Origin of the sequence: Borrelia maritima (genome assembly GCF_008931845.1) — a bacterium.
Taxonomy (GTDB): Bacteria; Spirochaetota; Spirochaetia; order Borreliales; family Borreliaceae; genus Borreliella; species Borreliella maritima.
In genome coordinates, this window is record NZ_CP044535.1 from 312,760 (window position 1) to 326,662 (window position 13,903).

Below are 13,903 nucleotides of genomic sequence, written 5' to 3' on the forward strand. Positions count from 1 at the left end.
AATATTCTACTCGATAAAAATATTTATATCTTCATTAGCTTTCTTTTCCAAATTTAATTCTCCAAGACAAAAATTCTCTATCCTATTAATATCTTCAAGTTCATATATTACTGTTAGCAATCTTAAATTATCATCAATAATATCTTCTTGTTCATTGTTTAAGTGATTAAATTCTCTAAGTTTTACAACATATCTGAAATTTAAGTAAATATTAAAACATAATATAACTGTTAATATCAAAATTAAAATACAATAAACTTCAAATTCAATCTTACTTATACTACTCATTTTTTTTTACAGCCCTAAGCTTTGCACTCCTTGAAGGTTTATTTTTTTTAATCTCATAAAAACTTGGAATAATGGGCTTTTTTGAAACCTTAGCATACAAATCACAGTTTAAACTTTTAAAAAAATCTTTTACAATGCGATCTTCTATTGAATGAAACGTAATAATAGCTAAAATCCCATCTTTGGCTAAATTTTCTACCCACAAAGGTAAACTTTTTTTAAGCCTTGCAAGCTCATCGTTCACATAAATTCTTAACGCTTGAAAAGTTTTTGTAGCTGGATTTATTTTAAATTTTGAAACAGGATAAACTTTATTTATTATAGATTGTAACTCTTTTGTAGTTTGTATTTTTTTAATCTTTCGATATTCTACAATAGCTTTAGAGATTCTTCTAGAATAATATTCATTACTTAAATCATAAATTAAAGCTTCAAGGTCATATTTACTAAAAGTGTTTACAACCTCAGCTGCACTAATTCTGCAAGAAGAAGAACAAAGTCTCATATCCAAAGGCTCATCTTCAAGAAAAGTAAACCCCCTTTTACTACCCTTGTAATGAAACATAGAAATACCAAGATCAACTAAAATAAAATCGGCTTTTACATTTAAAGGGTAATTGAGAAAGAAATTGTCAAACCAATCATTAACATATGTAATTCTCTCTTCAAAGGCAATAAGAAACTGCTTTGCTCTTTCTAAAATTTGAGAATCTCTTTCAATTCCAACCAAACTTAAAAAATCATATTTTTTAAGAATCTCTTTTGCATGAATTCCTTCTCCAAGAGTAGAATCAATGTATATTAAATCGCTTTTTACAGGTAGCCCTTCTATAAGCTTGCAAATTTCATCAAGAAGTACTGGAAAATGAAAAACATTATTATTCATTTAATTTAAACCTATAAATTATTTTTTTTTCATTTCCATAAACATCGCCATATTTTATTTTAAGTTCATTCTTGCCCTTAATAAAATTAAGATCATTTATTTTAAGGCATCCGTCATCTTTTTTAATATTCAAAATATCCAATCCATAATTTTTTTCTTGAGCTAGAACATATGTATTATTAATAAAAAAAATATTTTGAAAATCTGAACGAAGAATACTTTTATTATTCAAAATAGCCTCAAAATAATAAACCCCTTTAAGAGAATTTTTAAAAGATTCTACTTTTTGAGTATGAAAATATAACAAAAGGCTGTATTGACCAGAGTCAACATTTAAATTTATATTTTTTGATAATTCCAATTTTTCATCATCGCCCCTTCCTTTTAAAAAAACTTTGCCTAAAGTATAGACTGTTTCGGGAACCACATTGTTCCTATTTTTAATAACAAATAAAGGATTGACAATCTTTTTAGCAATAGGATCATTAACTACTAAATCAATAACGCTCTTTTCATCCCTTAAAACAATCTTTCCAAGCTTATAAAAAAACCCCCCTAAAACCTCTAAATTTAAATCTAAATCATTGTCAAAAATGATTAAAACACTATCCCTATCTAATCGATTTTTTGAATATAATACTTTATAATTATTTGAAAAAATAGATACGATCTTTTCTAAAGGCCTTAACCTTACTCCAATATTCAATTTATTATTATCCAATACACCAAAATCTTTAACCAAAGCAAACTTTTCATCATTTCTAAATTCCAAAAATGGATATAAATCTAAAACATTAAAGAAAAATATAAAAACAATTAAAATCACTGCCCTAATCCTAAATATTTTAAATCATTATTACTATTAAAATATAAAAGTCCTTTTCCAAATTCAACAAAAGAGCTTATTTCATCTTTAATAAAAACATTATCAAACAATCTAAAAGAATTTGCAGAATAAGTTTTTATATTAATAATTTTGTCATCCTCAGAATAAAAATACACTCTATAAATATTTTGAAAATAATCATATGATGCTCTTAAAATAGAATTTTTATTTTCAACTTTAAATATTCTACCACTTTTAATATTTATCACCACAAGTGAACTTCTACCTTCAATAAACAAATTGTGATAATCATCTATTTTTAGAAAAGTCTCAAAACTTTCCAAACTACTAATAGTTAAATTAGTTAATTCTAAAATTTTTTTATAATTATTTTCTAAATCAATTACTTCTAAAACGTATTCAGAATTACCTTTTAGTGAAATCAAATATTTATTATTAGAATTTAATTTAACAAAACATGTTGGAAATCTTCTCTCTAAAGAATCCTCCATGTAAATCATCTTGCCTTGTTTATATATATAAATCTCACCATTAGAAAGACCCAAGACCAAAAAATCATTATTATAGTCCACACTTAAAATTGAGGACAAAAAATTGAGCACAAGTGTATTATTTCCACTAGAGTCATAAATCTCCAAAGTTTTATACAAGTTATTTAAAGTAAAAATTACATTTTTTATTACAAAAACAAAATCCTTGAACTTGAGCGTAAATAAAAACTTATTGTTTTTAGCAGAAAAAACAGAATAATCCTCGCTAGAATTAAAAAGAACATAATAATAGCCTGAATAACTTATTAAGTTATCATTTAAAAGTGAATAAAAAGATTCTTCAAAATTAAGATTTAAAACCTTATTTGATATAAAAACATTCTTGCTTAAATTTATATTTTTATAATCAGACTTATTTTCAAAATTCTTAAAATCATAAAAATTAGATACATTCATAGTAGATCTTACAAAAAAATCTATCAAAATTATAAATAATAAAAACAAAACCAAGATCAAAAAAATTTTTATTTTTTTAAATTTAATCGCACCTTCTTCTACATTAAAACTCAATTGAATTGCTCCCCTCATTTTAATTTATTTATTTTGCCTTAATTAAATCTGAACTAAACTTTGAAGACCAAACTCCATGAAACCTTGAAAATTTTTCAGCAGCTTCTTTTTGAGAAGCTATAGTAGCCAAAACTCGCCCAGCCTCCAAGTAACCAAGAGAATGCAATCCAAACTCATGAGATCCACTAAGCTCATATTTGCTTCTTAGAATAAACGCTCCTTCTTCTAAAAGCTCCAATACTTTGATAAGGTGTTCAAATTGAAATTTATAATAAGGACTCTCAAGTTTTAGATTTTTAGAAAAATCTCTAAAATCAATAATATTTTTAGAAAAAACAATAAACTTAAGATACATATCATCAAGAAAAACAAGCGTTTTAGAATCTTTTTTGCTAAAACTTTTAGCCAAATCAATTAAATAACCCAATTTTTTAACAATTAAAAACCTCTCTTCGGGGTTTAAATCAAGAGCCTGAGGCATTTCAATTAACTCTCTTGGGGTAATGCTAAGAACAGGGCTAATAACCAAGCTAAAATCAGAAATCAATCCAGATAAAATCTTTTTTATAGAATAATTTACTTTCAATCTCGGCCTAGTATAAAAATAATTTAAAGAAGAAATATAGCTTAAAACATTTAAATTGAAATCAATAAGATCAAATGAAAGCTTGGCATTTGATGAAAATTCCTCAGTCTCTTTTATAGCTGCTATATCATTCAAAGTCCTTAAAACAAGATTATTAATGTAAACTATTTTTTTATAATTTTCATTATCAATTAAATCCATAAACACCTGCCTAAACTCATACAAAGGTGATCTATCAGCTATTCAATATACTATTTTTAGCAACAAACACATTAAATATTTTAACAAGTTATAAATTTATAAAAAACACCCTTAGAAAATTAACTACGTAAATAAAAAACATTAACATACTTATAATAAATTATGTAAAATTTTAGCTACTTTTTAAAAGTATCGGGTCTTAAAAAATATAAAATCCTACAGTTTAATTAAAAGATTAGATTCAATCCAACATTCAAATAATCACTATTTATTAAAAAATACTTTTAAAAACATTAACCTTGCAATAACTTATTTTTCAATCTTTTAACAAAAGTGTCCGTACAAAATGAAACAAAATTCAAGCTTTGAGAAGAAATTTCAAATTCAAAAAGAGCATCAATTCCAAAAGAACCAAAATTAATTCCATCTAAAAAAATTGATGCTGATGATATAAAATATTCTTTCGAAAAAGAAAGAGAAAGTTTACTTAATTTAGAAAACACAAAAGAACGATTATAAAGGGAATGGGGAGAAATAGGTGTGAGTACAAAACCCTCAAGATCCGCTTCTAGAATAGGACCCCCTGCTGAAAAAGAATATCCGGTTGAACCTGTTGGAGTAGACACAATTATCCCATCACTTTTATATGATAAAAAACTTTCAGAATTAACCCTAAGATCTACATAAATCATTTTATTAAGAACGCTTGAGCGAATAATAATATCGTTTAAAGCATATTTAGAAATCAAATCTTTACCTTGCTGATAAATTGTTACATGGAGTAAAAATCTTTTATTAATAACTAAAGAATTTTTAAAAAATCTATCTATTACTTTTTTAAAATCTTCAATCTTAATATCTGCTAAAAATCCTACCTTTCCCATATTAATTGAAATAATTGGAATATCAATATTTTTATTTTCAAGAAGCAAATTAACAACTAAAAGCACTGTTCCGTCTCCCCCTAAAGTTATCAAAAAAAGAAAATTTTCTCTTGGCAAAGAAGATAAAGGTTTGCTAACATCTATTAAGATCACCTCAATAAAATATTTGGTTTCTAAATAAGCCTTAATATCATTACCTAAAATGCTAGCTCCCGACTTTAAAGTATTAATACAAAGAAGAGCCTTATTCTTCATGTTGATCTTTATAAGGAATATCTTCGAATTCGCATTTGTCAAAAATTTTTGAAATATCAATTAATACTAAATATTCACTCTCAAGATTATCAGTCTCATCAAGCTTTACAACTCCAGATATATATTTTCTATCTAAAGTTTGCAAAGTCGCAGGAGGTTCTTGAATTCTAGAATCATCAAAACTAATAACTTTTAAAACCCTGTCAACAAAAATGCCCAAAAGTTTATTTTTAATCTTAACTATTAAGTATCCCGTCAAAAGCATATCTTCTTCTGTTATTGAAATAGAAGGAACCCCAAATTTAATATTTAAATTTATCAAAGGAATAATACTGCCCCTAAGATTATAAATACCTATGATATATTCCGGAACATTTGGTATAGCATAAATTCCTTCTGATGGAACTTTAATAATTTCTCTAATATGCTCTATTGACACCCCATAACTTTCTTTTCCTATTTTAAAACCTGCAACTTGCAACTGTGACTTCTTGTCTTTAGAAATTTCTTTTTTCAACATATTTTATACCCTTAAATTGATGTTTATAACAATTTGATTAATTTGCTACCTGCCAAAACTCTTACCTAAAATATAAATTTCAAAAGAATTTTTCCTTATAGCTTTGGGTCTAATTTTTTTTACAAATTTAAAATATTTTTCAAACTTTTTAAAAATTTGCATCTCATCTCCTCCCTGAAAGACTTTAACAAGCAAATTTCCATTTTTAAGCAAAACTTCAAGCGATAAATCTATTACTCTCATACTCAAATTAAAAGAATTGGTAGTATCTAAAAGTCTATTTCCAGTAGTCTTGGGAGCCACATCGCTAATTACAAGACTATAAGGACTAAACGTATTAATCTTAAAAACTGTGTCATCTAAAAATATATCTCCCTTTATAAAATAAAAGTTATCAGCATACTTAAGGCCAATATCATTCATATCTACAGATACGAGAACGCCTCTTTTAAGCTTTTTATAAGCATATTGAGAAAAACTGCCAGGTGATGCACCAATATCTAAAACATTTCCAGAAGAAAATAAAGAAAATTTTTCATTAATTTCCATCAACTTGTAAACAGATCTTGCCAAATATCCTTCTCTTTTAGCTTTTAGAGAATACTCATCATCCAAGCGATACACATCAATACCTTTAATACACTTTATTATTCTTTTTCATTATAATTCTTATTATGCAAAATAAACTATTTTTAAAAAAAATTGAAAAAAATATTAATAAAATATTCTCAACAACTAATTTTATAAATTTATTCAAAGATAAAGATTTAAAATTTACTTTTAAAATAAAAAAAGAAACTCTTGATTATATTAAAGAACCAGCAATTGAAATTATTAATAGGGGTGGAAAACGAATAAGACCTATGATAATGATTCTTTTAGCACATGCATTGGGCTTAAAAGAAAAAAACGATAAATTAATATATAAATTAAGCTTGCTACTTGAACTCCCTCATTCTGGAAGCTTGATTATTGATGACATTGAAGACAATTCGCTAAAAAGACGAGGTACATCAGCAATACATTTAATCTATGGAATAGATAACAGCATAAACGCTGGCAATTTAATTTATTTTTTACCTGCGAAATTAATAGAAAGATCAAATTTAAAAAAAAATCAAAAATTACTAATTTATGAAAATTTTTTTACAACTCTTTCAAATCTTCACCTGGGACAAGGAATTGATATTAAATTTCACAATGAATCATATATTCCAAGCATTAAGGAATACATTTCTTTAGTAGAATTAAAAACAGCTTCGCTTTTCGGAATGGCAAGCTTTTTAGCTGCAATAATCACAAATAATGAAGACAAAGCTAAAAAAATTTACAGCACATTCTTAAAACTTGGTGTTTATTTCCAAATAATAGACGATATTAAAAACATAAAAAATAAAATTAATGGTAAAGAGTTCGGAGACGATTTGCTTGAAGGGAAAAAAAGCTTGCCAATAATTTTGTTTTTACAAGAAAAAAATTTTGAACCGAAAATTATTTCAAAATTTAATCAAATAAAAAACGAAGAAACCACTGCAGCAAGAAAAGAAATATTTAACCTAACAGAAATGATAAATTCATCAAAATCAATAAAAAACTCAACTATTATTGCCTTAAAATATTTAAACGAATTTAAAAATGAACTAAATTTATATCCATTAATAAATAGATATAAAAATCTACTAATAGATATTATTGAACAAATAAAAGAAGGAATATAATGAGAACAATAATAATGATGATTACGCTTTCCTACGGTTTGACAACAAATATTTGTCCTGTAATAACATCAACATTAAACCCCAATGAACAAGACAAAAATTATACAATAGAAAAACTTTACCAAAAATCAATGGTACTAAAAAAATCAAAAAAATATAAAAAAGCTATAGAAAATCTAAAAAAAATAGTTAACATAGATCACAATCAAGTTGATGCTCATCTTTTGCTCTCAGAATTAGAATATTTAAATAAAAATTGGAAGAAAGCAATTATTAAATCTCAAGATTACTTAAAAATAATAGACTTTCAAGATAAAAAAAACTTTTTGGACATCTCTTGGGCATACTTTTTAATAGGAGAAGTTGAAAATTCAATGGACTACATAATTAAATTTTTCAAAAGCGGTAAAGAACTATTTAGAGAAAATATATTTATAGCAATTGATGCTCTTTTTAAAAAAAGCATTTATCACTTTATAAAGAATGAAAATCCAGCATTTAATACAATATTAATCTCAACGTTTCAATTAGCACTTAATGATGACACTTTATTTGTAATTTTTTTAAATAATTTGGAAATAATAAAACAAATACCCTTCTATTATTTTAATAGAAAAAAATTAAAAGAATTATATCTACAAATTAGTACTCTAAAAACAATTCAAAACACAGCCTTTAGAAGTTGAATCAAGGTTTATCTTTTTTCTTAATCAACGAAACCAATATATTTATTATTATTGCTACATAAAATGGAAGAGAAAGAGAAAAATAAGAATTTATATACTCTTGAGTATGAAAAAATTGATATTCAAAAAAAACTATTAAAAAAGAAATTGGAAAAATTAATAAAGGATTTGAAAATGCAATATAAAGAATACAAATAGCAAGCCAGCCATTGTTTAATCCCAAATTATAAGAGTAAGCATTAAGATTTACCGCAATAAATGAGCCAGCAAGACTTGCTGTGAAAATTGATACAAAAATCGCAAAAGATTTGAAACGATTGCTTATTTTTTCACCTAAAATGTCTTCATAATTCCCTGAAAAAATAAATTCAAAAACTACTCTAATTCTTGAATAACTTATAATATAAACAGTAGTAAATAAAAAAATGAAAAAAATGACAATAAAAGCAATAACCTCAAATTTTCCAGACAAATTTAAAGTAAAGCCCGGAATAAAATTAAAATTTCTCTTCATTAAATAATCAACAAAAAAATAACAAAAAATATTAATCCCTATTCCTGCTATAAAAATATCATAATTTTTATTGACTATAAAAGATAAAAAAAATCCAAACACAAAGCTAATAAAAAGAGCAAAAATAGTTGAAATAAAAATTCCATATCCCGAATAAATAAAAAAAGATGTTAAAAATATTGAAAGATACGAAATGCCCTCAATAGATACATTTAAAAATCCTATTTTCTCTGTATAAAGAACTCCAAGTGCTAAATACGAAAAGACAAGAGCCTGCACAAAAATACCAAACATCTAATTTTCCCTAGCTTTAATAAAAAATAAAGAGATAAAAATGGCAACTGATTGACACAACCCAATAAATTCATATTTAAAGTCATAATTTATATTAAGAAAATTATTAAATTCGATTAATATTGAAAACAATAAGCTAAAAAATAATACGTAAATATAATTAAATCCTGAAATTACAGCAACAATTAAACTGCTCCAACCAAGCCCTGAAGTCAACCCTAAAACCAAATACTGTTTGTAAAATACTACAAACATAGAGCCTGCAAGACCATTTAAAAAGGCACTACCAAATACAGAGAAAAACTTATATTTAAATTCATTTATATTGAAAAAAATACCTATCTTTTTCTTATTACTTAATATTTCAAGCTGAAGTCCATAAATAGTTTTTTTGTGCATCAAAAAATAAAAAAGCCAAATTAACATGCCAAATAAAAACAAATAAATAAGTGACGAATCTAAAGCAAATAAACTATTAATTCTTTTTGTCTGATTAGAAAAACTACCTGTTTTTAACATATTTAAAATAAATCCATCTATCAACCTTTGATTTCCATAAGAAATTAAAAGACCCGTTAAAGCTCTATTTAATCCAAAGAAAAAAGTAATAAAAAAAGGTATAAGTCCCAAAAGTCCTACAAAAAAAGAACTCAAAAATATCAAATATATAAAATTTAAATAGGTTAATCCAAAAAAACTTGAAAATATATAAACGAAAAATGCTCCAAAATAAACCTGACCTTCATTTCCAAGATTTAATGAATTGGTCTTGGCACAAGTGACAATCCCAGTAGCCATTATTAAAAATAAAATAAAACGCCAAGATATCATCTTTATATATGAAAATTGAAAAAAATCACTAAAAAAATAGCTGATACTTAATATCAAAAAAGAAAAAAATAATGCCATAAAGCTATTTCTAAAAAAGTTCATAAAAATAGCAATTCCTTTAATTTTTCTTTACTAGCCTTTTCTCTAGATGTGTTTAACAAAACTTCCCCCATTTTCATTGCTAAAATGTTATCAGAGAGCAAAAGCAATTCATCTAAATTGGAAGTAATCAAAAGAACTGGCTTTTCTTTTGAATAATTACGAATAGCAACAGACATTTCATTATAAGCTTTGTGGTCTAAATTGCTTAAAGGAGAAAAACAAATTAAAAAACTTTTTGCAATATACATCTCTCTGTAAAGAGCAAACTTCTTTAAAGTCCCCCCAGAAAATGCCAAAGATTTGGAATAAAGAATTCTATATATTTTTTCTTCACTGTAAAATTCCATCTTTTTTTTAAAAAAATCTTTGATCTTATTAATATAGGATTGCTTAATAAAAATTTTATTTTCAAAGTTCATAAATTTAGCTAAAAAATTATCTAATATGCTGCTATTATCGGGGAATAAATTACCAATGCCCAGGGGTAAAAATCCAGCCTTACATTCAAAAATATTTATTCGCTCATATCTAATGCCATTAATTTTTATGCACCCAACAAAAATAAGTTCTCCTAAGAATAATTTTTCCCATGTTTTAATTGCAGCTTCTTCACCAATTATTCCTAAAACACCCCTTTTATTTAAAGAAAAGCTAACATCGTACTTCCAAAAATCTTCAAAAAACAAATTAAATTTAATAGAATCTTTTTCAAATTTTTTGCAATTAATATTTGTAAAAAATACCTTGTCACTAGAGGATTCAAGTTTGCTTAAAATTGATTCTTTGTTTACTGTTCTAAAACACTTTCCATCTTTTAAAATAATAAACTCATCGCTAAATTTTACAGCATCTGTAATCTCACTGTGAGTAATAAAAAGAGATGCGACTCCTGATTTCTTAAGCAATACAAGCAATTTGATAAAAGCTTTCGCTTCTTTTTGAGAAAAATAAGCAGCACTCTCATCAAAAATAATTATTTTTGCATTCTCTTTAAGAGCAGCAATAATAAGTAAAAAATAAATCTCTTTAATATTTAAATCTTTAATTTTCTTATCTAAATCAAAAGAAATTTTATAAAATTGCATAAGCCATTTATAATATTTATAGGTCTTAGATTTATTCATTGGCATAAAAAATGCATAACCAAACCAATAAATACTCAAATATTCCCATACTCTTAAATTCATTTTCAAATTAGGAACTTGAGAAACGAGATAAATACCATTGCTTTTAGCTTTATCTACATTCCAATTTTTCTGCCTAATCCCATTTACTAATATTTCACCCTCATCAAATTCAATAAGTCCGGCAATAATCTTAGCTAGGGTGCTTTTTCCTTCCCCATTTTTACCAACTACCGTAAAAATCTTAACTTCCTCAATTTTTAAATTAATACTGTCCAAAATAGGCTTGTCAATGTCTGGAAAATACTTAACTATATTCTTAAACTCTACCATTAATTTTGTTCCAAATTAATTTTTATACCATTTACACTAACCTCTTCTATTTTTTTTAAAAGATCGTCTTTTAACTTTTGACTAGTTCGCTCTAAGTAAAAAACATTCGAAATATTAAACAAAACTCCTTTGTGTTTTATGCCAAAAATATCAGAATTTCCATAGCTAATCTCTGACTTGAGAGCTTTATCTAAAATATATGAAACATAATATTTCTGATTTGTAATTCCTGAGCCAATAATATTTTCTTTATTATCCAAATAATCTTCACTGTCAAAAAGAACGGCGGAAACATTATTCTTCCTAATAGAAGAAAGCACTCCTTCAATAGCAGGTCCAACAATAGGAAGAATTACCAAGGCCCCCGAATCCTTAATCAAAGAATCTGATAACAATTTGGCTAAATTGCTATCATGCCAATTTCCCAAAACTCGATAATAAACTTCCGATCTCACGCCAGTATCAAGAATGCCTTTTCTGAAATAATAATAAATATAATCTTTCATAACAGGATAATCTTGGCCTGAAATCAGAGCAGCATTTCCAAAGCCAGATTTAACAAATTCTTTTAAAAAAAGGCCTACATAATACCCTAAAATGTATGCCTCTTCTGCAACATTATAAGAAACTGAATATACTTGATTGTTGGTATTTTTTACTAAAGAATCAAAAATGAGAAACTTAGTATAAGGATAATTATGAGAAACATTGTCAATAATATCTTGCATAGCATTATTTGTAGTTATTAAAAAATCATATTTTTTTGAAGTTAACAATTTTTCAAGCATTTCTATCCACTCGCTTTGATTAAATCCGGCTTCTAAAACTTTAATTTCAAGATTTTCATGCTTTTTTTTAAATTCAAATAAAGAATTGTACATTTCTTTATAAGACGGAGATCCTGAAATAATTCCTGGGATAAATAAAGCAATATTTGTTTTATTAAAAATATCCACCTTGCGCTTCTTGAAAAAGATTAAATAAACAAATAAATACAAATGCAATATTGTGAATAAAATCCAAAATCCTTTAAAAAACACTTTCTTACCCATAAAGATAAAACATCCTTTCATTAATTATTAAATTCATCTTAATGCCACAACAAAAATCAAATAAAAAAAAGATCAACCATAAAGCCATAAAATAAAACTCTCAAAGCTAATTGAAAAACTATCCTCACATCTAAATAACACATTTTTCCTCTTATTATAAGATCTTGACAAAAAAATTCAGAATTCAACAGATTTAATAAAATCTTAAGCAAATTCTGAATATAAATTTTAAATTTTGCTGAATAACATAATAAAATTTGAAAACTTTTCATTTTTTTAATAAAACTCAATATCAATAGTTTGAAATAGCTAATAAAAACAAATATATTAATTTCTCCTACTATTTAAATTTTCAAGAAATATATCATTTTGCCTAAAAAATAACTTTAACATAAAAGCCAAACTAAATATATAAAAATTAAAACTCTCTAGGCCGCAATAAATGCAATTCATTAACATTTAAATTACTAGTTATATCGTCATTTGAACGTCTTAAATACATCTTTAGTGAATGTATTGTTTTAAAAAACTTGTTTTTTAAAACATTTTTATTAACCTTGTAATCTTTTAAAAATTTTGGAATAGAACTATCAACAGGCATTGATTTGTCGAAAAAGGTAGAAAAATGTTTAAAAACATCATCCACAAAATAAAACCTATTGGCCAAATCAACGAAATTATTAAAAAGTACACCAATTCTACCCTTTAAATAATTAATATTTTTAATCATATCAACTCTGTTACCAAGTTTATAATTTTTATCTTCCAAGCTCCATTTAGAATATATAGAATTAAATTTAAAATCTTTTATTAAATAATTATACATAAAGTTAAATCTAAAACTATCTTCGAAATATTTTAAAATAAAGAAATATAAAAACCCTTTATTTAAAGACATAAAATTATCTTTAGCCATTCTTATAAAATTTTGATTAACACCCTTTAAGGTAGCTTCATTAACTTTATGCAAAAAAGAATTCCCATTAAAAAGCAAAAGACTGGTATTCGGAAAAATTAAATATTCGCTTTTATTAATATGCTTAACGCTACCCTTGTAAACATTAATAAAATAACTATTAAAATAATCACTGTTGAGATAAAATCTTGATACATTTTCAGCTTTAAACAAATTATTATCTACCACAACAGAAATTGAAGATCCTTTAACAATATTATGAATTACAGCATCAACACTTCCTCTAAACAAATATATTTTTGCATCTTGCAAATCTTTAAGAGAAGAATAAAACACAAAACTATTTGTATTGGAATGAAAAATTAAATCTGCAGAAATGCCATTTATTTCATATAAATTTATTTTAAGTTTTGAATTTTCCCCAACCTCAATAAAATCATACTCAAAAATTTCGTCATCTAAATCCAGCTTAACAGGAAATGTATTTCTAATAATACCAACTTTACCTTCTATTTCTTTTACAACTGCTACTTGAGAAAATAAAGCTCCACTTGAAAGCAATATCAAAAGGACAAAATGATATATTCTAAAAATATAGCTCTCCTGATCTTTTAAAAACCTATAAATTAATTATACATTGTTTTACATAAATTTATTACACGTTTACTACACTTTGAACAATGATGAAAAAGAACTATAATTTAATTTAAGAATTAAAAATATTAAGTTTTTGTTGACATGCTATAATTACTATAATAATAAAATAGTAAAAAAGAAGAACGTTAATATTTAAGGTTCTTACTTT

Annotated in this window: 15 protein-coding genes; 2 read left to right on the forward strand and 13 right to left on the reverse strand. The window is 25.2% G+C overall.

Annotated elements, in window-relative coordinates; translation table 11 throughout:
- Nucleotides 1-6 precede the first annotated feature (6 nt).
- From DB723_RS01505 to DB723_RS01540, 8 genes are all read right to left on the reverse strand, one after another.
- Complete coding sequence (locus DB723_RS01505; protein ID WP_151551645.1) at nt 7-288, reverse strand: hypothetical protein; 282 nt, start codon at nt 286-288, stop codon at nt 7-9.
- Nucleotides 281-1,174: a 16S rRNA (cytosine(1402)-N(4))-methyltransferase RsmH gene (rsmH, locus tag DB723_RS01510; RefSeq protein WP_151551646.1), complete on the reverse strand. Its 894-nt coding sequence runs from the start codon at nt 1,172-1,174 to the stop codon at nt 281-283. Before rsmH ends, DB723_RS01505 begins: the two co-directional genes overlap by 8 nt.
- The gene (locus DB723_RS01515) at nt 1,167-2,000 is read right to left on the reverse strand and encodes a hypothetical protein (protein ID WP_151551648.1); all 834 of its coding nucleotides are present in this window, start codon (nt 1,998-2,000) and stop codon (nt 1,167-1,169) included. Before DB723_RS01515 ends, rsmH begins: the two co-directional genes overlap by 8 nt.
- Nucleotides 1,997-3,082: a hypothetical protein gene (locus DB723_RS01520; protein ID WP_151551650.1), complete on the reverse strand. Its 1,086-nt coding sequence runs from the start codon at nt 3,080-3,082 to the stop codon at nt 1,997-1,999. Before DB723_RS01520 ends, DB723_RS01515 begins: the two co-directional genes overlap by 4 nt.
- A 28-nt stretch (nt 3,083-3,110) precedes the next feature.
- Nucleotides 3,111-3,869, reverse strand: a complete 759-nt coding sequence (locus tag DB723_RS01525; protein WP_151551652.1) for a hypothetical protein — start codon at nt 3,867-3,869, stop codon at nt 3,111-3,113.
- Between the two features lie 293 nt (nt 3,870-4,162).
- Entirely contained in the window at nt 4,163-5,008 is an 846-nt protein-coding gene (locus DB723_RS01530) for an NAD(+)/NADH kinase (protein WP_151551654.1), read from the reverse strand.
- Nucleotides 4,998-5,528 carry a chemotaxis protein CheW gene (locus tag DB723_RS01535; RefSeq protein ID WP_151551656.1) on the reverse strand — a complete coding sequence of 177 codons (531 nt, stop codon included), beginning with the start codon at nt 5,526-5,528 and terminating at the stop codon, nt 4,998-5,000. The genes DB723_RS01530 and DB723_RS01535 overlap by 11 nt, the downstream gene beginning before the upstream one ends.
- Before the next feature lie 45 nt (nt 5,529-5,573).
- The gene (locus DB723_RS01540; protein ID WP_188093258.1) at nt 5,574-6,152 is read right to left on the reverse strand and encodes an SAM-dependent methyltransferase; all 579 of its coding nucleotides are present in this window, start codon (nt 6,150-6,152) and stop codon (nt 5,574-5,576) included.
- 50 nt (nt 6,153-6,202) lie between these two features.
- Here DB723_RS01540 and DB723_RS01545 point away from each other — a divergent pair, with 50 nt between their 5' ends.
- Both DB723_RS01545 and DB723_RS01550 read left to right on the forward strand, forming a co-directional pair.
- Nucleotides 6,203-7,246, forward strand: coding sequence for a polyprenyl synthetase family protein (locus DB723_RS01545; RefSeq protein ID WP_151551658.1), 1,044 nt, complete (start codon nt 6,203-6,205; stop codon nt 7,244-7,246).
- Nucleotides 7,246-7,932: a tetratricopeptide repeat protein gene (locus DB723_RS01550; RefSeq protein ID WP_151551660.1), complete on the forward strand. Its 687-nt coding sequence runs from the start codon at nt 7,246-7,248 to the stop codon at nt 7,930-7,932. The genes DB723_RS01545 and DB723_RS01550 overlap by 1 nt, the downstream gene beginning before the upstream one ends.
- Before the next feature lies 1 nt (nt 7,933).
- Here DB723_RS01550 and DB723_RS01555 read toward each other — a convergent pair whose 3' ends face one another.
- From DB723_RS01555 to DB723_RS01580, 5 genes are all read right to left on the reverse strand, one after another.
- Nucleotides 7,934-8,740 (reverse strand): ABC transporter permease, encoded by an 807-nt coding sequence (locus DB723_RS01555; RefSeq protein ID WP_151551662.1) that lies wholly within the window; start codon nt 8,738-8,740, stop codon nt 7,934-7,936.
- Nucleotides 8,741-9,673 (reverse strand): ABC transporter permease, encoded by a 933-nt coding sequence (locus DB723_RS01560; protein WP_151551664.1) that lies wholly within the window; start codon nt 9,671-9,673, stop codon nt 8,741-8,743.
- Nucleotides 9,670-11,130, reverse strand: a complete 1,461-nt coding sequence (locus DB723_RS01565; RefSeq protein WP_151551666.1) for an ATP-binding cassette domain-containing protein — start codon at nt 11,128-11,130, stop codon at nt 9,670-9,672. Before DB723_RS01565 ends, DB723_RS01560 begins: the two co-directional genes overlap by 4 nt.
- The gene (locus DB723_RS01570) at nt 11,130-12,182 is read right to left on the reverse strand and encodes a BMP family ABC transporter substrate-binding protein (RefSeq protein ID WP_151551668.1); all 1,053 of its coding nucleotides are present in this window, start codon (nt 12,180-12,182) and stop codon (nt 11,130-11,132) included. Before DB723_RS01570 ends, DB723_RS01565 begins: the two co-directional genes overlap by 1 nt.
- A gap of 418 nt (nt 12,183-12,600) precedes the next feature.
- A complete protein-coding gene (locus DB723_RS01580; protein ID WP_151552922.1) occupies nt 12,601-13,659 on the reverse strand; it encodes a hypothetical protein in 1,059 nt (352 codons plus the stop codon).
- Between the last annotated feature and the right edge of the window lie 244 nt (nt 13,660-13,903).